Genomic DNA, 21,170 nt, shown 5'->3' on the forward strand with positions numbered 1-21,170 from the left:
GTCAACCCGACTCGCCGGTAACTCGATCCACGTGCACAATGAGACTCATGCCTGCTTCGAATCCGATCGCTGCCTGGAAGTCCCTCAAGGAAGGCAACCAACGGTTTGTCTCCGGAGAGGTCCTGCACCCGTCGCAGGGCATCGAGGATCGTGCCCGCCTCGAGAGTGCTCAGCACCCCAGTGCCATCCTCTTCGGCTGCGCCGACTCGCGTGTTGCTGCCGAGATCATCTTCGACCAGGGCCTCGGCGACATGTTCGTCGTGCGTACCGCCGGTCACGTGGTGGACTCCGCGGTGCTCGGCTCCATCGAGTACGGCGTCGCTGTGCTGAACGCGCCGCTGATCGTGGTGCTCGGCCACGATCACTGCGGTGCAGTCAAGGCGACCGTCGACGCCCTCGAGAGTGGCGACGTGCCCGGTGGCTACATCCGCGACGTCGTCGAACGCGTCACCCCGTCGGTGCTCTCGGCCCGCCGCGACGGCTACCAGGCTGTCGACGAGTTCGAGGCACGCCACGTCGAGGAGACCGGCAATCTGCTGATGCAGCGGTCGCGGATCGTCGCCGAGAAGGTCGAAGCCGGGGAACTCGCGATCGTCGGCCTCACCTACCAGCTGTCGAAGGGTCATGCGCAGTTGCGTGAGGTCATCGGCGACATCGGCGAAATGCCCGCCTGAACCGACTCGAACCCCAACCTCGGTGAGGTCGCCGACGCGACACGCCGCGCGGGCTCAGGGATAGCGTGGCTCCGGCCGCATACGGTTGATTCGTGTTGGAACCGACCGGGCCTTTGCCTCCCGAAATCTACTGGCGACGCCGCGCTCTCGCCATCGGTGCGGCCGTTGTCGTCCTCGGACTGATCGTGTGGTTCATCGCCTCGCTCAGTGGCGGTTCCGACGACACCGAGGCTGCTCCCGCGGGCGTCGTTGCGGCTCCGGCAACGACTTCGGCCCTGCCGTCACCCAGCTCGTCTGCCACCGACGCCGATTCCGGCGGTTCGGGCGGCTCCGGCGACGGTGCGGGCGGATCCGGTGGCTCCGGTGGCTCCGGTGGCTCCGGTGGAGCGACCGACTCCGCTGCCGGTGGCGGAGCGGCGGCAACCACCAGCGGCGCTCCGGCCCCGGTGATCTCCAACCAGTGCCCGGATCAATCGCTCGCAATCAAGGTGACGCCGGAGAAGGCCACGTACCGTCTGGGTGAAGAGCCCGTGTTCACCGTGGTCATCACCAACATCGGCTCCACCGAATGCCAGCGTGACGTCGGTGCCGGATTGCAGCAGGCGCTCGTCTACACCCTCGACAATCAGCGCATCTGGTCCAACGTCGATTGCTTCCCCAACGCCGCGTCGGATCTGCGTACCTTCAAGCCCGGCGAGCAGGCCGGCTTCACCGTCAAGTGGTCCGGCACCAACTCGGTACCCGGCTGCGGCGAAGAGCGCATTCCCGTCGGCGTCGGTGCTTACCAGGCGATCGCCCAGCTCGGCGAGCTCAAGAGCGTGCCGGAGCCCTTCAACATCACCGGCTGAGTACGGTCGAATCTCATGACCACCTCGCCCGCACTCGCCCGCTCCGCCTACAAGACATTCGAGCCCTTCCACGTCACCGCGTACTTCAACCCTGAACTGGGTGCGGCATACGAGGACACCGGTCTCGACGGTCATGCCTGGTACGTCGGGGCTCGAGCTGCCCCGATGGGTCCGTGCGCGCCGAGTGTCGTCGCAGCGGCGTTCTACAACTTCAACCCGGTGCTCATCGAACGCGCCTGGCCGGCCGCTGTTGCCGTCGGTTTGGACTCGGTGTCGAATCGCCGGTGGACACTGCTCGATTCCGTCCTCGGCACCGCGCTGGGTTCGCTTGCCGCCGACCCCGGCCTGACCACGCTCGCAGATCGTCTCCGCGTCATCGGCGACGCAACCTCGTTCGCCGGTCGGCCACTCGCCGCAGCGTGGCATGCGGCCGAGCACCCCGACGTACCGCATCTCGCGCTCTGGCACTCGATCACCGTCCTACGCGAGTGGCGCGGCGACGGTCACCTCGCCGCCTTGATCGACGCAGAACTCGACCCGACGGAAGCCGCCGTCTTCCACGAGGCCGACCGCACGACCCCGCAGCCCGGCCGTCGAGCACTCGGCAAGCGCATCACGCAGCTGACCCGGCAGTGGTCCGAGAGCGAATGGGGCTCTGCTGCAGAACGACTCGCCACTCGCGGATTGCTCACCACTTCGGCGGACGGCGAGACGTTGACCGAGGACGGACTCGCTCTCGATCGGCACATCGAGGATAGGACCGACATGATGGCGTCGGCCGTATGGCGAGACGTCGAGGACGCCGATCAGTTGATCACCAGCGCACGACCGTACGTGAAGGCCGTGATCGACGCAGGCTTCCTCCCCGGAACGAAGAAGGCGTCCTAGTCGTAGGGTCCCGAGATCGAGGCCTCGGCCAGTCTGGACAGGCCTTCGCGGATGTGGCGAGCCCAGAGTCCACCGATACCGTCGACGGACTGCAGGTCGGCTGCGGTGGCCGCGAGCAACCCCTGCAGAGTGCCGAACGCGCCGACCAGTCGGTGAATCTGGCTGAACTGCAACCGCGGAACTCGGGTGAGTACCCGGTACCCACGGGGACTCATCGGGGTGTCGAGGGCCTCTATGGTCGCGGGATATCCGAAAGCGCGGGCCAGCGTCGTCAGATCCAGCAGATCGACGTCGGTCAACTTGTCCAGTGCGGCGAGCGCCTTCTCCACTCCGGTGGTGCTCGACGGTTCGTTGCCGGCCAGGTAATCACGCACGATCAGTTGGCGATCGACGTCGTTGTCGCCCAACAACTCTTCGAGCTGAAGAGCGAGCTGGCGGCCGTCGGTGCCGAGTTCGAGGACGTTCTGCTCGATCTCCACCGACACTCGCCGCACCATCTCGAGGCGCTGCGCGACGGTGAGGGCGTCGCGCAGTGTCACGAAGTCCTCGATCTCCACCACCGAGAGTTGACGGGTGTTGTCGTCGAGCCGGGCCTTGTAGCGTTCGAGAGTCGCGACGGCCTGATTGGCGCGCGAGAGAATGGTTGCCGAGCCTTCCACGACGTGCCGGATGCCACCGATGTAGACGCTGACGATGCTCATCGACTGGCTCACCGAGACGACGGGATAGCCGGTCTGCATGGCGGTTCGCTCGGCGGCGCGGTGCCGGGTACCGGATTCGACGGTGGGAATCTTGTGGTCGGGGACCAGCTGAACGTTGGATCGGACGATGCGCTTGCCGTCGGTCGAAAGCACTACTGCGCCATCCATTTTCGACAGTTCGCGAAGCCGGGTGGGGGCGAACTCGACATCGAGCTCGAACCCGCCGTCGCAGATCGCCTCGACCTCGTCGTCGTAGCCGAGGACGATCAACCCGCCGGTGCGGCCGCGAAGGATTCGCTCGAGACCGTCGCGCAGTGCGGTTCCCGGTGCGAGCCGGGCGATCGTCTCGCGCAACGCTGGGGACGGCGTGGTGCCCTCCATCGGCCAACCCCCTCGTGTCTTGGCAGCGGCTACGGCGCGGGCTGCGAATTTCTGTGCGTGCGAAACAAAGAGTACTGCGCTGCCACGTGCAGGCAGCCAGGCAAAGGATACTGCGCTGCTACATGCGGGCGGTCGGACAAAGAATACCGCCCGGTGTCATACGGGCCGCATACGCGTGTAGGTCAACGCCTCGCCGACGTTGGTGACGGTCTTGACCTTGATGCCGTCGGGTATGGGACCTGCGTCCTCGGGGACGATGGCGTAGTTGAACCCCAATCGGGCGGCCTCGGCGAGACGGCGACCCAGCCCGGCGACGCGGCGCACCTCTCCGGCCAGGCCGACTTCGCCCAGAATCACCATGCCCGCGGGAAGTGGTTGATCGCGAACCGCCGAGGCCACCGCCGCGGCGAGCGCGAGATCGGCGGACGGTTCGCTGGTGCGCATCCCGCCGACCGTCGCCGCGTAGACCTCCGCCTTGGACACCTTGACGCCGCAGCGACGTTCCAGCACGGCCAGGATCATCGCGACGCGGGCGTGATCGAGCCCGCTGACCGCGCGCCGGGGCGATGGCATCGCGGTGTCGACGATCAGCGCTTGCAGCTCGGCCAACAGCGGCCGTTTGCCGTCCATCGTGACGGTGACGGCGGTGCCGGGCACGGCGTCGTTCCGATGATGCAGGAACAACCCGGACGGATCACTGATGCCGACGATGCCGGTCTCGCGGAGCTCGAAGCAACCCACCTCGTCGGAGGCCCCGAACCGGTTCTTGACGCCCCGAATCATCCGCAGTGTGGAGTGCTTGTCGCCCTCGAAGTTGAGCACCACGTCGACGAGATGCTCGAGAGATCGCGGACCGGCCACCGCGCCTTCCTTGGTGACGTGCCCGACGAGCAGTACCGCGACGCCGGTGGTCTTGGCCAACGTGGTCAACGCGCTGGTGATGGCGCGAACCTGGGTGACGCCGCCGATGACACCGTCGACGTCCGCAGCGAGCATCGTCTGGACCGAATCGACGATCAGCAGGCTGGGCTTGACCTGCTCCACGTGGCCGAAGACGGTGGCGAGGTCGGACTCGGCGGCGAGGAAGACGCGTTCGTGTACCGCGCCGGTGCGATCGGCACGCAACCGTACCTGCCCCGCCGACTCCTCGCCCGTGACGTAGAGCGCGCGTCGATCCGGTGCCGAGCGGGCCCATCGGTGCACCACCTCGAGCAGCAGCGTCGATTTGCCGACTCCGGGTTCGCCGGCAAGGAGGACGACCGAACCTGGAACGAGGCCGCCACCGAGCACGCGATCGAACTCGTCGATCCCGGTGGTGTTGGCCTGCGAGGTGGCACTGCTGATGGTCGTCAGAGCCGCAGCGGGCGTGCTGGGAATCATGGCTCCGCCGCCCGAACGAAGGGACGATGCGCCTGCCCGCGTCGCGAGCGGAGCCGCAGTGGCCTGGACCTCTTCCATCGAGCCCCAGTCACCGCATTCGGGACAGCGACCGACCCACTTCGAGACCGAGTGACGGCACGCAGAGCAGCGGTAGCTCGACTTCAGTTTGACCACGTCGGCAGCCTAACGATCGGCACCGACAGGATCGGGGCGGCGGTTATTCGCCTTCGCTGTGCTCGGTGACCGCGGACGGGTCGCGCTCGAGCTCGATACCGGCATCGACGGGAACGTTGACGACGACCTCGCCCGCGTTCGCGAACTCGAACGTGACCGGCAGCGTCAGGCCCGGTCGAACGTTCTCGGAGATGTCGGCCATCTCGACCTTGATCAGCTGGATCGGCAGCAGCGGATCGTCGAGCTGAACGTCTGCGGGCGAACCTGCGCCGAGCGCGGTCTGCGGAGCGATCTCGTTGCTGCCCGCTTCCGCCTCGTCGACGATGGTGACCTGTGCCTCGGGGGAGGAGATGCCGGTCAGCTCGTCGGCCACACTCGTGTTGGCGTTGATGGCCGTGAAGCCGAGCTCGACGGTGCCGCCGGGCTCGATGCTGTACTCCTCGGAGGTGGGGTACACCACGTGCACGTTGCGGAGCTGGATGTCTCCGACGTCGGCGGAGTTACCGTTGACCGCGGCGACCTGAGTGGCCGTCTGGGAGATCTGACCTGCGCCGCACGCGGTGAGGGCGAGCGCGCCACCGGCGAGAAGAGCGAGGGCGGCGGCCGTCCTGCGATGGCGGCCAAGCGGTGTCGCAGCGTCGATTGCAGTCACTTCGGTCGTCCTCCATGTGGTGCCGGGCCGGCTCGGTCCTTCTCGTCCACTAGGCAGAGTAGTAGTTCTGGTCCACCGGCCGCTCGTGGGGTCTGCCGACGGCCCGATGACGCCAGGTGAGGGTGCCTGTCGGGAGTGGAGACAGTGGAACGAACCGACCGAAAATGTGGCGTCGAATACATGTCGAATCCTCTGTGTCAACCCCTGATTCGGCACCGCTATGCCCCTGACCTGCACCGTTGATATGGGCCGTGGTATTCTGGATAAATCGAAAGGGGCACTTGTCACATGATTTTCAAGGTCGGAGACACCGTCGTTTACCCCCATCACGGAGCGGCGCTGATCGAAGCGATAGAGACACGCACCATCAAGGGTGAACCGAGAGAGTATCTGGTTCTCAAGGTCGCGCAAGGCGACCTCACCGTTCGAGTTCCCGCGGACAACGCCGAGTACGTAGGCGTTCGCGACGTCGTCGGGCAAGAAGGTCTCGACAAAGTCTTTCAGGTGCTCCGCGCGCCGCACACCGAAGAGCCCACCAACTGGTCGCGCCGGTACAAGGCCAACCTGGAGAAGCTCGCTTCCGGTGATGTGAACAAGGTTGCCGAGGTCGTCCGTGATCTCTGGCGGCGCGAGCAGGACCGCGGACTGTCGGCAGGCGAGAAGCGCATGCTCGCCAAGGCACGGCAGATTCTGGTCGGCGAGTTGGCACTGGCCGAAGGAACCGACCAGGCCAAGGCCGACACCATGCTCGACGAAGTTCTCGCTACAGCTTCCTAGAGTGAACGGTACTTCCGGCGACGTGGTCGCCCTGGTACCCGCTGCAGGCAAAGGCCTTCGGCTCGGATACGACGAGCCGAAGGCATTCGTCTGTCTGGGTACGGACTCTCTCCTGACGCGGTCCGTCGACGGCCTCCGGGCGTCGGGTGCCGTAGACCGCATCGTCGTCATCGTGCCGGCCGAGCTGCTCGACGCGGCCCGCCGTCATGTCGGCGACGACGTCACCGTCGTTGCCGGAGGCCTCGAGCGCACCGATTCGGTGCGCGCCGGTCTCGCCGCCGTCGGCGACGCAGCCGTCGTTCTCGTCCACGATGCCGCCCGCGCCCTCACCCCACCGACGCTGATCGCCCGCGTGGTGGCCGAGGTGCGCGCCGGCCGCTCCGCCGTCATCCCGGTTCTCCCGGTCGTCGACACCATCAAGGAAGTCGACATCATGGGCGCAGTGGTGGGTACCCCGGACCGCGCGAGCCTGCGCTCGGTACAGACCCCGCAGGGGTTCGACGCCGACGTCCTGCGCCGCGCGTACGACGCGACCACCGACATCTCCACCGACGACGCGGGCCTGGTCGAGCGCATCGGCGAGACCGTGCACACCATCGTCGGTGACGCCCTCGCGTTCAAGATCACCACCCCCCTCGACCTGCTGCTGGCCGAGGCACTGACGAGAGGCGATTCATGAGAGTCGGCATCGGTACCGATGTGCACCCCATCGCCCCCGGCCGGCCCTGCTGGCTGGCCGGATTGCTGTTCGACGACGCGGACGGACTCGACGGGCATTCCGACGGCGATGTCGCCTCCCACGCCCTGTGCGACGCGTTGCTGTCCGCGGCCGGACTGGGCGATCTCGGATCGGTGTTCGGGACGGGGCGTCCGGAATGGGACGGGGTCAGTGGAGCTGCCATGTTGACCGAGGTCAAACGCCTGCTCGACGCCGATGGATTCGCGATCGGCAACGCTGCGGTGCAGATCATCGGCAACAGGCCCAAGATCGGACCGCGCCGCGCCGAGGCCCAGGAAGTCCTCTCGCGGGTACTCGGAGCGCCGGTATCGGTGTCTGCGACCACCACCGACGGGCTCGGGCTGACCGGTCGGGGCGAAGGAATCGCGGCCATCGCGACCGCACTTGTCATGACGAGGTAAAACCACCGGTAGCATTGCTGGTCGTGACCCTTCACCTACACGACACCGAGACGAGGGCCCTGCGGGAATTCACCCCCTTGGTCCCTGGCCATGCATCGGTGTACCTGTGTGGGGCGACGGTGCAGGGTGAACCTCATATCGGTCACGTGCGCAGTGGCGTCGCGTTCGACGTACTGCGCCGCTGGCTGTTGGCGCACGACTACGACGTCGCCTTCGTTCGCAACGTCACCGACATCGATGACAAAATCCTGAACAAGGCGCGCGACGCCGGCCGGCCGTGGTGGGAATGGGCTGCGACGTACGAGCGGTCCTTCACCTGGGCGTACGACCGACTCGGCGTACTTCCGCCGTCGGCCGAGCCACGCGCCACCGGCCACATCACCCAGATGGTCCAGATGATCGAGCGACTGATCGAACGCGGCCATGCCTACGCCGACGAGTGCGGTGACGTCTACTTCGACGTGCAGAGCTTCCCGAGCTACGGCGCGCTGTCCGGTCACAAGCTCGACGACGTGCACCAGGGCGAGAGCGTCGCCGAGGGCAAACGCGACCCTCGCGATTTCACGCTGTGGAAGGGCGCGAAACCGGGTGAGCCGTCGTGGCCGACGCCGTGGGGCCCCGGACGGCCCGGCTGGCACCTCGAATGCTCCGCGATGGCGGAGAACTACCTCGGGCCGGATTTCGACATCCACTGCGGCGGAATGGATCTGGTGTTCCCGCACCACGAGAACGAGCGGGCCCAGTCCATGGCGGCCGGTGACGGCTTCTCGCGGTACTGGCTGCACAACGGCTGGGTGACGATGGGCGGCGAGAAGATGTCGAAGTCTCTCGGCAACGTGCTCTCGGTACCCAATGTGTTGAAAAAGGTTCGGCCGCAAGAACTTCGGTTCTATCTCGGTGGCGCGCACTATCGTTCGATGCTGGAGTACTCCGACACTGCGCTCGACACCGCGGCCGTGACCTACCGGGGTATCGAAGGGTTCGTTCGACGAGCCGTCGAACGTGCCGGCGAAGTGCCGCTGGGTAAGTGGACCGCCGGATTTGCCGAAGCCCTCGACGACGACCTCTCGGTTCCCAAGGCGTTGGCCGAGATTCACGCGACCGTCACTCTCGGCAACACTGCACTCGAATCCGGTGACCTACCGGCAGCGGTGGAGCACGCAGGCAGTGTCCGGGCGATGCTCGACATCCTCGGTGTCGACCCACTCGATCCGCACTGGGCCAGCGACAGCGGTTCCGACGCAGCAGCTCTCGGTGCCCTCGGCGTCCTCGTCGAGGCCGAGCTGGAGCGTCGAGCAACGGCGAAGGCGACCAAGGACTGGGCCGCCGCAGACGAGATACGGACGAGACTGGCCGAGGCCGGAGTAGACGTGACAGATACACCCAACGGGCCCGAATGGTCGCTGGGTACGAGCAAGACCGACGAAGCAGGTTTGTGATGGCAGGCAATTCGAGTAGGCGCGGCGCGATCCGCAAGGACGGCACCAAGAAGGGGCAGGTCGCCGGATCGGGCGGCAAGCGTCGGAAGGGTCTCGAAGGCCGCGGCGCGACGCCTCCCGCCTCCGAGCGCACCAAGCACCCCGCCGCGCGTCGGGCCAAGCTCGCCGAGAAGTCTGCCCAGAACCGTGGCGGTAACACCGGTGGCCGCGCGGGTGGACGACCGGCCGGACGCAAGGCCGAAGACGGTCCCGAGGTGGTGCTCGGTCGCAACCCGGTCGTCGAGTGCCTGCGTGCAGGCGTGCCCGCCACTGCACTGTGGGTTGCCGTCGGAACCGACAGCGACGATCGGCTCAAGGAAGCCGTGCAGCGTGCAGGCGATGCGCGGATCTCCATCCTCGAAGTTCCCCGCTCCGATCTGGACAAGCTCAGCGCCAACGGATTGCACCAGGGTCTGGCCCTGCAGGTGCCGCCGTACCGCTACGCGCACCCCGACGATCTGATCTCGAACGCGCGCACGCACCAGGAACCCGCACTGCTCGTCGCGCTCGACAACATCACCGACCCGCGCAACCTCGGTGCCGTCGTGCGATCGGTGGCGGCGTTCGGCGGCCACGGCGTCGTGATCCCGCAGCGACGCAGCGCGAGCGTGTCCGCAGTGGCATGGCGAACCAGTGCCGGCGCGGCAGCTCGCCTGCCGATTGCACGAGCAGTCAATCTGACTCGCACACTGAAGGATTGGCAGTCCAAGGGCGTGACCGTCGTCGGCCTCGACGCAGGCGGCGACACCGAACTCGACACCTTCGACGGCAAGGGCCCGGTGGTCATCGTCGTCGGGTCCGAGGGCAAGGGCCTCTCGCGTCTGGTCAGCGAGACCTGCGACCACATCCTGTCGATCCCGATGGCCGGCCCGGTGGAATCGCTCAACGCATCCGTCGCGGCGGGCGTCGTATTGGCCGACATCGCGCGGCAGCGTCGCGGGTAGTTCTACGTTCTGATGCGGCCTGCGGTCTCGTGCATCGCGGGAACGACGATATCGACCATGTCCGTGGCGCTGTAGTTCTTCGCGTGCAGTGACGTGTTCAGTGCTGCCACGACGGTGCCGTTGCTGTTACGCAACGGCACTGCGGCAGCACGCATTCCGACGTCCAGTTCGTCGACCACCTCGGACCAGCCGGCGTTGCGCACCCGAGTGATCTCGGCGCGCAGTGCATCTCGATCCACGAGCGTGCGCGGGGTCAGAGCTTCGATGGGGGCGTCGGTGAAATAGCGTTCGAGGTCGCTCTCGGGGAGGGCCGCGAGCAGCACTCGACCCGATGACGTCGCGTGCGCGGGGAATCGAGTGCCCAGCGTGATGACGACCCGCAACATGCGCGAGGACGGAACGCGCGCGACATAGACGATGTCGAATCCGTCGAGAATGGCCACCGAGGTCGTTTCGCCCAATTGCCGTGCGAGCGCCTCGATGTGGGGTTCCGCCAGACGGGGTAGGTCCATGCCGGACAGGAACGAGAAACCCAGATTCATCACCCGCGGGGTGAGGGTGAACTGACGGCCGTCCTGGCGGACGAATCCCAGTTCTGCCAGCGTCAGCAACAGTCGACGGGCGGTCGCTCGGGTGACTCCGACGGCCTCGGCGACCTCGGTGAGGGTGCGGGCCGGGTGCGCGTCGTCGAAGCACTGCAGCACGCTCAGGCCGCGTTCGAGTGACTGCACGAACCAGGCGGGGCGTTGGTCGTCGGGAGCGATCTCGGCCGTCATGGTTCGAGTCTGCCTCATTGCTCTGTTCGCGCCGCATCACATCGCTCGGTGCTTGTGGTCTTGACCACAGATGGCGCATCTGGTTACAGTTGTGCGAATAACAAACAACTGTGCGCTATACGCACAAAATCGAAGGGCCGACAAGTGAACGTTGACGTCGCAGTCGCGGACGGATCCAGAGCACGGAAGGCTGCCATCGGCAGCTTCGTCGGTGCCGTGGTCGAGTGGTACGACTTCCTGCTGTACGGCATCATCGCCGCGCTGGTGTTCAACTCCCAGTTCTTTCCGAGCGTCTCGCCCGCGGTCGGCGTGATGGCCGCGTTCGCCACCTTCGGCGTCGGCTTCCTCTTCCGTCCTCTCGGCGGGATCTTCTTCGGCCACTTCGGTGACCGCCTCGGGCGCAAGCGCATGCTGATCTGGACGATGCTGCTGATGGGCGTCGCAACCGCGTTGATCGGCCTGGTTCCCAACTTCGAGTCGATCGGTTGGTTCGCGCCGCTACTGCTCGTGCTGCTGCGTGCGATCCAGGGCTTTGCGGTCGGTGGCGAATGGGGCGGCGCATCGCTGATGGCCGTCGAAAGTGCGCCGGCGAAGAAGAAGGCGTTCTACAGCAGCGGCGTCCAGGTCGGCTACTCCGTCGGTCTCATCCTCGCGACCGGCGCGGTCACCATCATGAGCAACCTGCTCAGCGACGACGCATTCACCAGCTGGGGCTGGCGCGTACCGTTCCTGGCCAGCGCCGTCCTCGTGCTGTTCGGCCTGTGGATCCGATCCGGTGTCGAAGAATCGCCGGTGTTCGAGCAGGCGGTCGAGGAGAGCGGCGAGAAGAAGAAGCTGCCGGTCATCCAGGCGATCACCGAGCACCCCGGTTCCTTCCTCAAGATCATCGCGCTGCGCATGGCCGAGCTGTTCACCATGTACATCGTCACCACGTTTGCCCTGAGCTACACCGTCAACGAACTCGGCTACGAGCGTCAGTTCATGCTCAACGTCGCGCTGCTGGTCGGTGCCATCGGCATCCTGAGCATCCCGACCTACGCGGCCATCGCCGACCGCTTCGGCCGCAAGCCGATCTTCGTCACCGGTGCCGTCGTCGGCGCACTGGCGGCCGTACCCTTCTTCCTGTCCCTGCAGGCAGCCTCGGTCGTCGCCATCGTGATCCTCGCCGTCATCCTGGTCAATGTCTCGCACGACATGGTGGTCTCGGTGCAGCAGCCGCTGTTCACCGAAATGTTCGGCCCCGAACTGCGCTACAGCGGAGCAGGTGTGGGCTATCAGGTCGCCAGCGCGATCGCCGGTGGCTTCACCCCCTTCATCGCAGCCGCTCTGGTCAGCTGGAACGACGGCTCCTGGCACTACGTCGCGGCGTACCTGGCCCTGGGCTGCATAATCTCGGCCGTGGTCGCAGCACTGATGAAGAACATGGGCTCCTCGGATGTCACCTCCATCTCCGATCAGGCCGCCCCTGCAGCAGAAGCCGTTGTTGCAGAGCGCGTCTCGAAGTCGGTATGAGCTCACTGACCCTGGTCGGCTCGCACGCGTCCACCGCGATGTCACCCGCGCTGTGGACGCGTGCGTTCGAGATCGCCGACGTGCCCTCCCGCTACGACGCCTGGGAGGTCGCCGACGTTGCCGACCTACCCGATGTCGAGGATGCCCTGCGGGGCGGCCGTACCGATGCCGCGAACGTGACCATGCCCTGGAAGCATTGGGCTGCAACGGTTGCCGACGAGGCGGATCCCGATGTGGTGGTGTCGGGGGTGGCGAATCTGTTGTTCCTGCGATCGGGTGCGCTGTTCGCCATGAACACCGACATCGCGGCGGTGCGAGCGGCGACCTCGGGACGTACCTTCGGCTCGGCGCTCCTGCTCGGAGCAGGTGGCGCCGCGCATGCGGCCGCGTTCGCGCTACAGGGCCACATCGAGAGGCTGGTGGTCTCGGATGTCGACAGTCGTGCGGCGGAAGGTCTCGTGGGCGAACTCGACGGGTACGACGGTTCCGCCTCGGTCGTCGACTGGTCGGATCGAGCTGTGGATCTGGAGTGCTACGACCTGGTGATCAACGCGACCCCGATCGGCCGCGACGGCTCGGAAGATCAACTGGCTTGGGGTGCAGGTGAACTCGGGCCAACGGCGACGGTGTACGACTTCGTCTATGCCGACACGCGCAATGCCGCCGAGTCCTACGCGGCGGACCGAGGAATCGAACTGATCGACGGATGGACGCACCTGTTCCACCAGGCCGACGCCATGGTTCGCCCGCTCGGCCTACCTGATCGGATGTCGGATGCACTGCGTCGCAGCATGCGTGAGATCTGCCCCGCTGCAGCCGGGATCAACCGATAGCGCGGAAGTGTATCTGTGTTCCCGGCGTCAGCTGCGCGGCTGCGGAGACGTCTGCCGCAGTGACAACCGCGATCACCGGATAACCGCCCGTGACGGGGTGGTCGGCGAGAAACAGCACCGGCTGCCCGGACGGCGGAACCTGAAGCGCACCCAGAACCATTCCCTCACTGGCCAATTCGTCGTCTCTCGTGCGGCGCAAGGGTTCGGCACCGTCCAGCCTGATTCCGACGCGATCGGAATCCTGCGTGACGGTCCACGACTGCTCGAGCAGAATCGATCGGGCGCGCGCGGTGAACCAGTCTGCACGTGGACCGAAGGTGATGCGCAGTGTGTCGGGCCACGCGGGCGGTGGAACGAACTCTGCTGCAGGCCACTCGGCTTTGTCGTTCCCGACGGGCAGGGCGGTACCGGGGGAGACCACAGCCGGGCCGAGACCGGACATCGTGTCCGTCGACCGACTGCCGAGGACGGTAGGAACGCCGATCCCGCCCCGCACCGCCAGGTAGCTACGTAGACCGCTTGTTGGCGTGGACAGCTCCAGTTCCTGCCCGGCTCGGAGGAGGATGGTCGAGTACAGACCCTGCTCCGCACCGTCCACGCGGCAGACCACGTGCGCCCCGGTGACGGCCACGATCGCGTCGAACTCGGCGCGGACCTTAAGCCCACCGAACGTCACTTCCAGTGTTGCGGCCTCGGAAGTGTTGCCCACCAGCCTGTTCGCTGCATCGTGCGAGAGCAGGTCTGCCGCCCCCGAGCGACCGACCCCGATCGACGCATGCCCCGGGCGACCGCGATCCTGCACGGTGCACAGCGGTCCCGTCTGCAGAACGGTGAGGGCTCTCATGCCTGCTCGAATCGGACGGTGGTGCCGGGCCGGAGCAGCGCCGGTGGGTCGCGGTCGAGGTTCCAGAGTGGTGCGTCGGTGCGTCCGATCAGCTGCCAACCGCCCGGCGAGGAGCGCGGATAGATACCCGAGAACTCACCTGCCAGGCCCACCGAACCGGCTGGGACGCTGGTGCGCGGCGACGAGCGCCGCGGAACGTGTAGCCGCGCGTCGGTGCCGACGAGGTAGCCGAAGCCGGGCGCGAAACCGCCGAACGCAACGGTCCACGTCTGATCGACATGTGCCGCAACGACCTCCGTGGTGGACATGTCGGTCAGACGGGCCACCTCGTCGAGATCCTCGCCGTCGTAGACAACCGGGATCGTGACGGTCTCCGAGTGATCTCCATCGGTCGTCACGGCGGGTGACACTGCCGCGATCCAGTCCAGTATCGGCTGCTTCGGCCCGTCGAACATCACCAGCACGGTCCGAGCAGCGGGAACCAGATCGACGACGCCGGCCGGTGGGTCCAGCGTGAGCGCACGGTAATACGCCATCGTCTCGTTCAGTCCGTCGAATTCGACGAGTGCTGCACCCTCGCCGGCAGAGAGGATGCGCATCAGACGAAAGCGGTGATATCGATGTCGTTGGCGCGGAGCAACTCCGAGACGGCAGTGGCCATCGCGACCGCGTCGGGGGAGTCGCCGTGCAGGCAGATCGATTCGGCCCGAACGTCGATTCTGGAGCCGTCCACCGCTTGCACGGTGCCGTCGGTGATCATGGTCAATACACGCTGGGCGACGGCGTCGGGATCGGACAGTACTGCGCCGGGTTCCGAGCGGGACACCAACGTTCCCTGCGGGGTGTAGGCGCGGTCTGCGAAAGCCTCTGCGGCGGTGCGTAGTCCGGCTCGTTCGGCTTCTTCGAGGAAGATCGAACCGGGGAGCCCCAGTACCGGCAGCGTGGGGTCGTAGGCGAGGACGGCGTCGACGACGGCCTTGGCCTGGCCGTGATGGTGCACGATCGCGTTGTACAGCGCCCCATGTGGTTTGACGTAGGCGATGGCCGATCCGGCGACCTGGGCGAGGCCGTCGAGTGCACCCATCTGATAGATCACGTCGGCAGTGAGGTCGGCGGGGGAGACGTCGAGAAAGCGTCGGCCGAACCCGGCGAGGTCGTGGTACCCCACCTGCGCTCCGATCCGCACGGCTGCGTTCGAGGCCGAACGGCACGTACTCAGCAGAGTGGTGGGATCACCGGCATGGAAGCCGCATGCAACGTTGGCGCTCGACACCAGGGCGAGCATCGCGTCGTCGTCGCCGAGAGTCCATGCACCGTAGCTTTCGCCGAGATCGGCGTTGAGATCGATGGACGTCACCCTCGACATCCTAGGCGGCGACGAGCCGTCCGGAATTGGCCTTGCGGGTTCCGCCGATGGCGCGGCAGACGAGGTAGATGACGAAGGAGATGGTGGTGACGAACGTCGAGACCGGCAGGCCCGGGGCGAGGGAGAGCAGGATGCCTCCGACGGCGGCGACCTCGGCGAACAGAATGGACAGCAGAGTCGCCTTGAGCGGGCTGGCCGTCACTCGCGCGGCAGCGGCAGCCGGGGTGATGAGCAGCGAGAGCACCAGCAGTGCGCCGACGATCTGGACGCCCAATGCACAAGCGACGCCGACGAGTACGGCGAACACGACCGAGAGGGCACGAACGGGAACGCCGCGGGCCAGCGCCACCTCGGGGTCGGTGCTGGCGAACAGCAGCGGCCGGTAGACGACGGTCAGCACGATCAGTACCAGCACCGCGCAGACCAGCAGCAGCTGGATACCGCTTTGTCCGACGCCGACGATCTGGCCGATGAGCAGCGAGAAGCTGGTTCCGGTTCGGCCGGGGTAGAGCCAGATGAACAGCACCGACAGGCCGAGGCCGAAGGACATGATGACGCCGATGACCGAGTCGCGGTCGCGGGCCTTGCTGCCGAGCAGCGCGAACATCACCGCTGCGACAACGGATCCGACGATGGCCCCGAGGCCCACCGTGATTCCGACGAGCAGGGCTGCGGACGCACCGGTGAGCGAGAGTTCGCTGGATCCGTGCACGGCGAACGCCCACTGACGGCTGACGATCAACGGTCCGAGGGCACCGGCGAGCAGCCCGAGAATGGCGGCCGCGATGAGTGCCTGCTGGACGAAGTCGTATGTCAGCAGGTTGGCGGTGGTGTCGAAGTCGAGTATCTTCGAGAATGCGTCGAGAACCTTCTCGTTCATGCCTTGTCTTCTCTGTCGTGCGGCACGGGTGGGTGGTGTGCGCCGGCCGAGCCGAGCGCATCGATGGAATCGCCGGTTCCGACGACGATGAGCCGGCCGCGGACCTTCAGGACCTCGACCTCGGTGCCGTAGAGCTCCGAGAGGACCTCGGTGGTCATGACGTCCTCGGGAGTTCCGATGCGGAACCGGCCGTCGACGATGTAGACGATGCGGTCGACGAGGGGGAGGATCGGGTTGATCTCGTGCGTCACGAACAACACGGCGGTCTCGTGCTCCCGCCGTCGGCGATCGATGAGGCTCGAGACGAGAGATTGGTTGGCGAGGTCGAGGCTGAGCAGGGGCTCGTCGCACAGCAGTACCGACGGATCGCCGACGAGTGCCTGGGCGATGCGCAGTCGCTGCTGCTCACCGCCGGACATCGAGCCGACCGGCGCACCCGCGAACGAGTTGGCGTCGACCTGATCGATCGCTCGCTGCACCGTCTCCTTGCGCCTTCGTATGCCGCGCAGGCCCATGCCCCACCGATGGCCGTCCCAGCCGAGGCCCACGAGGTCGCGTCCGCGCAGCGGCAGATCGTCGTCGATGTTGCGCTGCTGGGGGATGTAACCGACGCCCGACTGGCCGCGACGGACGGGATTGCCGTCGATCGCGGCGGTGCCGGACGTGAGGTGATTCTGGCCGAGCAACACTTTGAGCAAGGAGGTCTTACCCGAGCCATTGGGGCCGAGAACGGCGACGAACTCACCCTTCTCGACCGTCAGGTCCAGGTTCTGCCACAGCGTGCGCTCGCCGAACGCCAGTCCGGCATCGCGCAGTTCTACAGCAGGCATGTACTACAGCTTTCCATCACGCCGGTTCGGGTCAGGAGGCGGTGGTGAGCGCGGCCTGCAGATCCGTTGCAGCCTTGGTCTGCCATTCGAGATACGTCATGCCGGCAGGCAGCGTTTCGGTGACCTCGACGACGGGGATGCCGGCCGCCTCGCTGGTGGAACGGATGTCCTGGGTGACCGCATCCTCGGTCTGGATGTTGTAGATCAACGCGCGAACCGAGTTCGACGTGAACAGATCTCGCGTCGCAGCGATGGAAGCGGGCGAAGGATCGTTGCCTTCCTCGATGGAATCCTTGAAGTCCTCGGGGGTGCGATCGTCGAGATCGGATTCCTCGATGAGGTAGTGCGCGATCGGTTCGGTCTGTGCCACCGGTGCATTCGGGAAATCAGCGGCGATCTGCGCGGTCACGTCGGTGATGGCGTGGACCTGCTCGTGGAAGGTCTCGGCGTTGGCGGTGTACTGCGCGGCGTTGTCGGGGTCGAGCTGACCGAGCTTCTCGGCGATCTCCTCGGCGGTGTGCGCGGCGACCTCGGCGTTGTACCAGACGTGCTCGTTGACCTCACCGTGTGAATGGCCGTCCTCGCTCGCCGGTTCGGCTGCTGCTTCCGAGGTGGGCTCGTCGGAGGAGTGATCATGGCTGTCGTCGAGCAGCGTGAAAGCGTCGACGGACGGTACGTTCTGGCCCTCGGAGGCGAGGATGTCCTCGATGAACTCGTCGTAGCCGCCACCGTTGTAGACCACCAGCGAAGCCTCGGCGACGGCGGCAGCATCGGCCGGGCTGGCCTCGTAGGAGTGCGGGTCGGCAGAGGGATCGGAGATGATCGACGTCACTGTCGCCAAGTCGCCTGCGACTGCCTCGGCGACGCTTCCCCACACGTTCGTGGATGCAACGATCGTGATCGGTCCGTCGACGGCGGTGGCCGGTGCGGACTCGGTGCTCGCGGATTCGGTGGAGCTGCACGCGCTGAGCGTGAGCGCTGCGGCGCAGGTCAGGCCCAGTACGGCCGTGAGCTTGGTCCGGGACGCGCGATGGTTGGACGACATCGATGTACTCCTGATGAGCGGAACTTGACGCTAATGGAAACCGTTACCGTTGTACTCTAGCGCGCAGTGGGGTGGCGGATCGAATCGGATGAACGCGACCTCGAGTTTCTCTGCGCCGCGTTGTGGGACTAACGTCCCGGTTATGGCCAGGTCAAGCGAACCGCGACGTCAGGCGACGTTGGCGTCGATCGCTGCCGAGCTCAAGGTTTCTCGCACCACTGTCTCGAACGCCTACAACCGACCCGATCAGCTCTCCCCGGAGCTTCGCGAACGCGTGCTCCAGGCCGCGAAACGCCGCGGCTATGCCGGTCCCGACCCGGTCGCCCGATCGTTGCGCACCCGTAAAGCAGGTGCCATCGGGCTGCTCCTCACCGAAGCACTCAGTTACTCCTTCCGTGACCCAGCCGCGATGAGCTTCCTCGCCGGACTCGCCGAATCCTGCGAAGCCGCCGGACAGGGCCTGCTGCTCATCCCCGCCGGAGCCGAACGCGACGACGTGCAAGCCGCCGCTGTCGTCCAACAAGCCGGAGTCGACGGATTCGTCGTCTACTCCGTCGCCGACGACGACCCCTACCTCGCTGCCGTGCGCGAGCGCCACCTACCGATCGTCGTGTGCGACCAGCCCCGCAACATCCCCGAAGCCGCCCTCGTCGCCATCGACGACCGCGGCGCGATGAAAATGCTTGCCGCACATCTGATCGCGCTGGGCCACGAACACCTCGCGGTACTGTGCATGCGTCTCGGACGCGACCGCCGCGATGGCGTCGTACCCCCGGGGCGGTTGGCGGACAGTCACTTCCACGTCCAACGCGAACGCATCGCCGGAGTTCAGGCCGCCATGATCGACGCCGGACTCGACCCCGATACCCTCACCGTCGTCGAACGCTTCGACCACACCGTTCGCTCCGGCCACTCCGCCGCCGCCCAAGCACTGCAGGCCAACCGCGAGACCACCGCACTGCTGTGCACCACCGACGTCATTGCCCTCGGTGCACTCAACTTCGCCCGGGTCTCCGGAATCGATGTGCCGAGCCAACTCTCGGTCACCGGATTCGACGGCATCTCCGACGCCATCCGCGAAAACCTCACCACTGTGCGCCAGGACGCCGAGGAAAAAGGCCGTCGAGCAGGCAAACTGGTTCTCTCGTCCTCGCACTCGGGCATCGTCGCCGCCGAAACTCTGCCGACCGAACTCTTCCGCGGCCGAACTGCCGGACCGCCGCCGAAACAACCGCCCGCCATCGCTTCCGTTGAGCCAGCAGTACGTGGACGGCACGATGACGGTGCAGACCAAGTGGGCCAGCCTGCAGGTCACGGATTATCTGCCGCACGACATCGGCCAGGGCCAGACCGCGCTGACCCGCGTCATCACCGGCAAGGCCACCGCCGTGGTGACTTTCGCGCCGCGTCCGGAGTTCGGAAAGGCCTGGGCCTCACTCGAACCCGATGTGGACGGCCTGCGCATTCTCGGTACGGCAGATCCGATGGTGCTGCGCAGTCCCGGCGTCACCTGGAACATCGTGTCCGACGGTTCGCAGCAGGCCGCGCACGCCGAGGTCGATCCCTCGAACGGGCCGATCGTTCTCGAATTGCGGCTCGGCACAGACGATCTGAGCGAGCATCCGTGGGACGAGGTGGAGCGTCGCCGCGCGTCGGAGGCATACTGGAAGGACTGGGCCGACGGCCTGGACCTGCCGCCACTCAAGCGCGATCTGATGAAGCGATCGGCACTGACCCTCCGCGGCCTCGTCCACGCGGAGTCCGGCTCGATCATGGCCGCGGCCACCACCTCGCTACCCGAAGACATCGGCGGAGTGCGCAACTGGGACTACCGCTACTGCTGGCTGCGCGACGCCGCACTGACCGCAGCCGCGCTGGTCGACGTCGGCTCGACGGCCGAGGCCGAGAACTACCTCTCCTGGATTCACGGGGTACTCGAGTCGGTCTCCGGCCCCGAGCGTCTGCACCCGCTCTACACCATCTGGGGTCTGGGTCTACCGCCAGAGGCCGTCATCGACGAGCTGCCCGGCTATGCCGGCTCGCGTCCGGTGCGCGTGGGAAATGCTGCGAATCAACAGGTTCAGCTCGACGTCTTCGGCCCCATCGTCGAACTGGTGTCCGCCCTCGCCCACGCACGCAAGGCCAAGGGGTCCGAGAACGGCCTGTCCGACGACGATTGGGAACTCGTCCGCGCCATGGTCGAGGCCGTCGAGCGTCGCTGGTTCGAGCCCGACCACGGCATCTGGGAGATTCGAGACAACCCCCGGCACCACGTCTACTCCAAGGTGATGGGTTGGATCACCGTCGATCGCGCTATCGGTCTGGCCGAAACCTTCGGTCGTACAACAGAACCCGGTTGGGCATCGTTGCGCAATACCATCCGCGAGGAAGTACTCGCCAACGGCTGGAACGAGGAAGTGCAGTCCTTCACCGCCGCGTACGACGGCACCGACCTCGACGCCGCGACGCTGTTCATCGGATTGTCCGGACTGATCGACCCGGCAGACCCCCGCTTCGCTGCCACCGTCACTGCCACCGAAGCCGAACTGCGCAGCGGCTCGACGGTCTACCGCTACCGCCACGACGACGGCCTGCCCGGCGGCGAGGGCGGCTTCCATCTCTGCGCCGCCTGGCTCGTGGAGGCCTACCTTTTGGTGGGACAACGCGCCGAGGCCGAAGCACTGTTCGCTCAACTCGTCAGTGCCGCAGGCCCCACCGGACTGCTCAGTGAGGAATACGACCCCATCGCCGAACGATCACTAGGCAACCATCCCCAGGCCTACAGTCACCTGGGCCTGCTGCGTTGCGCGAGATTGCTCAGCGCTGAGCCTGCCTGACCCCTGCCCCCGCTTCTGGATCAATGTGGCTTTGTTGCACTCAGACTGACTGAAACCCACATTCATCCCGATGCGGGTTCGGCTGACATGGGATCAATGTGGCTTTGTTGCAGTCTGAGTGACTGGAATCCACATTGATCCCAGGGCCGGGGCACGCGAACGCGTGCTCCAGGCCGCGAAACGCCGCGGCTATGCCGGTCCCGACCCGGT

21 protein-coding genes and 1 pseudogene are annotated in these 21,170 nt (G+C 66.3%); 12 read left to right on the top strand and 10 right to left on the bottom strand.

The window, feature by feature from the left end:
- Nucleotides 1-47 precede the first annotated feature (47 nt).
- From CH256_RS15800 to CH256_RS15810, 3 genes are all read left to right on the top strand, one after another.
- Nucleotides 48-674 carry a carbonic anhydrase gene (locus CH256_RS15800; RefSeq protein WP_068053727.1) on the top strand — a complete coding sequence of 209 codons (627 nt, stop codon included), beginning with the start codon at nt 48-50 and terminating at the stop codon, nt 672-674.
- A gap of 92 nt (nt 675-766) precedes the next feature.
- The gene (locus tag CH256_RS15805; RefSeq protein ID WP_094670024.1) at nt 767-1,522 is read left to right on the top strand and encodes a hypothetical protein; all 756 of its coding nucleotides are present in this window, start codon (nt 767-769) and stop codon (nt 1,520-1,522) included.
- A 15-nt stretch (nt 1,523-1,537) separates the two neighbouring features.
- Nucleotides 1,538-2,410, top strand: coding sequence for an SCO6745 family protein (locus tag CH256_RS15810; protein WP_094670025.1), 873 nt, complete (start codon nt 1,538-1,540; stop codon nt 2,408-2,410).
- On the opposite strand, the gene disA is transcribed toward CH256_RS15810, so the two are convergent.
- The 3 genes from disA to CH256_RS15825 all read right to left on the bottom strand — a co-directional run bounded on the left by disA (nt 2,407) and on the right by CH256_RS15825 (nt 5,698).
- A complete protein-coding gene (gene disA, locus CH256_RS15815; RefSeq protein ID WP_068053740.1) occupies nt 2,407-3,492 on the bottom strand; it encodes a DNA integrity scanning diadenylate cyclase DisA in 1,086 nt (361 codons plus the stop codon). The genes CH256_RS15810 and disA overlap by 4 nt on opposite strands.
- A gap of 156 nt (nt 3,493-3,648) precedes the next feature.
- Complete coding sequence (radA, locus tag CH256_RS15820) at nt 3,649-5,046, bottom strand: DNA repair protein RadA (RefSeq protein WP_094670026.1); 1,398 nt, start codon at nt 5,044-5,046, stop codon at nt 3,649-3,651.
- A gap of 43 nt (nt 5,047-5,089) precedes the next feature.
- Nucleotides 5,090-5,698 (bottom strand): hypothetical protein, encoded by a 609-nt coding sequence (locus CH256_RS15825; protein ID WP_068053749.1) that lies wholly within the window; start codon nt 5,696-5,698, stop codon nt 5,090-5,092.
- Nucleotides 5,699-5,986: 288 nt separating this feature from the next.
- On the opposite strand from CH256_RS15825, the gene CH256_RS15830 reads away from it, so the two are divergent.
- Genes CH256_RS15830 through rlmB form a run of 5 tightly spaced genes read left to right on the top strand, consistent with a single transcriptional unit; the run spans nt 5,987 to nt 10,037 of the window.
- Entirely contained in the window at nt 5,987-6,475 is a 489-nt protein-coding gene (locus tag CH256_RS15830; RefSeq protein WP_027494344.1) for a CarD family transcriptional regulator, read from the top strand.
- A gap of 1 nt (nt 6,476) precedes the next feature.
- Nucleotides 6,477-7,154 carry a 2-C-methyl-D-erythritol 4-phosphate cytidylyltransferase gene (gene ispD, locus CH256_RS15835; protein WP_094670027.1) on the top strand — a complete coding sequence of 226 codons (678 nt, stop codon included), beginning with the start codon at nt 6,477-6,479 and terminating at the stop codon, nt 7,152-7,154.
- Complete coding sequence (ispF, locus tag CH256_RS15840; RefSeq protein WP_094640924.1) at nt 7,151-7,615, top strand: 2-C-methyl-D-erythritol 2,4-cyclodiphosphate synthase; 465 nt, start codon at nt 7,151-7,153, stop codon at nt 7,613-7,615. Before ispD ends, ispF begins: the two co-directional genes overlap by 4 nt.
- A 23-nt stretch (nt 7,616-7,638) precedes the next feature.
- Nucleotides 7,639-9,054, top strand: coding sequence for a cysteine--tRNA ligase (gene cysS, locus CH256_RS15845; protein ID WP_094670035.1), 1,416 nt, complete (start codon nt 7,639-7,641; stop codon nt 9,052-9,054).
- The gene (rlmB, locus tag CH256_RS15850) at nt 9,054-10,037 is read left to right on the top strand and encodes a 23S rRNA (guanosine(2251)-2'-O)-methyltransferase RlmB (RefSeq protein ID WP_068053760.1); all 984 of its coding nucleotides are present in this window, start codon (nt 9,054-9,056) and stop codon (nt 10,035-10,037) included. Before cysS ends, rlmB begins: the two co-directional genes overlap by 1 nt.
- Before the next feature lie 2 nt (nt 10,038-10,039).
- Here rlmB and CH256_RS15855 read toward each other — a convergent pair whose 3' ends face one another.
- Nucleotides 10,040-10,813: an IclR family transcriptional regulator domain-containing protein gene (locus CH256_RS15855; protein ID WP_068053763.1), complete on the bottom strand. Its 774-nt coding sequence runs from the start codon at nt 10,811-10,813 to the stop codon at nt 10,040-10,042.
- Between the two features lie 144 nt (nt 10,814-10,957).
- On the opposite strand from CH256_RS15855, the gene shiA reads away from it, so the two are divergent.
- Together shiA and CH256_RS15865 are read left to right on the top strand one after the other, a co-directional pair.
- Nucleotides 10,958-12,325 carry a shikimate transporter gene (gene shiA, locus CH256_RS15860; protein ID WP_068053766.1) on the top strand — a complete coding sequence of 456 codons (1,368 nt, stop codon included), beginning with the start codon at nt 10,958-10,960 and terminating at the stop codon, nt 12,323-12,325.
- Nucleotides 12,322-13,158, top strand: coding sequence for a shikimate dehydrogenase family protein (locus tag CH256_RS15865; protein ID WP_094670028.1), 837 nt, complete (start codon nt 12,322-12,324; stop codon nt 13,156-13,158). Before shiA ends, CH256_RS15865 begins: the two co-directional genes overlap by 4 nt.
- Here the strand turns inward: CH256_RS15865 and CH256_RS15870 are convergent.
- From CH256_RS15870 to CH256_RS15895, 6 genes are read right to left on the bottom strand one after another with little or no spacing between them, the layout of a single operon-like run.
- Nucleotides 13,148-14,002, bottom strand: coding sequence for a biotin-dependent carboxyltransferase family protein (locus tag CH256_RS15870; protein ID WP_068053772.1), 855 nt, complete (start codon nt 14,000-14,002; stop codon nt 13,148-13,150). The two genes, CH256_RS15865 and CH256_RS15870, sit on opposite strands and share 11 nt — an antisense overlap.
- Complete coding sequence (gene pxpB, locus CH256_RS15875) at nt 13,999-14,601, bottom strand: 5-oxoprolinase subunit PxpB (RefSeq protein WP_094670029.1); 603 nt, start codon at nt 14,599-14,601, stop codon at nt 13,999-14,001. Before pxpB ends, CH256_RS15870 begins: the two co-directional genes overlap by 4 nt.
- Nucleotides 14,601-15,359, bottom strand: coding sequence for a LamB/YcsF family protein (locus tag CH256_RS15880; protein WP_094670036.1), 759 nt, complete (start codon nt 15,357-15,359; stop codon nt 14,601-14,603). The genes pxpB and CH256_RS15880 overlap by 1 nt, the downstream gene beginning before the upstream one ends.
- A gap of 10 nt (nt 15,360-15,369) precedes the next feature.
- A complete protein-coding gene (locus CH256_RS15885; protein WP_094670030.1) occupies nt 15,370-16,248 on the bottom strand; it encodes a metal ABC transporter permease in 879 nt (292 codons plus the stop codon).
- A complete protein-coding gene (locus tag CH256_RS15890) occupies nt 16,245-17,078 on the bottom strand; it encodes a metal ABC transporter ATP-binding protein (protein ID WP_094640928.1) in 834 nt (277 codons plus the stop codon). The genes CH256_RS15885 and CH256_RS15890 overlap by 4 nt, the downstream gene beginning before the upstream one ends.
- 31 nt (nt 17,079-17,109) lie before the next feature.
- Nucleotides 17,110-18,123 carry a metal ABC transporter solute-binding protein, Zn/Mn family gene (locus CH256_RS15895; protein ID WP_068053783.1) on the bottom strand — a complete coding sequence of 338 codons (1,014 nt, stop codon included), beginning with the start codon at nt 18,121-18,123 and terminating at the stop codon, nt 17,110-17,112.
- 409 nt (nt 18,124-18,532) lie between these two features.
- On the opposite strand from CH256_RS15895, the pseudogene CH256_RS15900 reads away from it, so the two are divergent.
- Nucleotides 18,533-19,267, top strand: a pseudogene (locus tag CH256_RS15900) (substrate-binding domain-containing protein); the annotation flags it as partial.
- A 139-nt stretch (nt 19,268-19,406) separates the two neighbouring features.
- Nucleotides 19,407-20,960, top strand: coding sequence for a glycoside hydrolase family 15 protein (locus CH256_RS15905; RefSeq protein ID WP_373454833.1), 1,554 nt, complete (start codon nt 19,407-19,409; stop codon nt 20,958-20,960).
- Nucleotides 20,961-21,170 lie beyond the last annotated feature (210 nt).

Origin of the sequence: Rhodococcus sp. 05-2254-6 (genome assembly GCF_002258565.1) — a bacterium.
Lineage (GTDB): Bacteria > Actinomycetota > Actinomycetes > Mycobacteriales > Mycobacteriaceae > Rhodococcoides.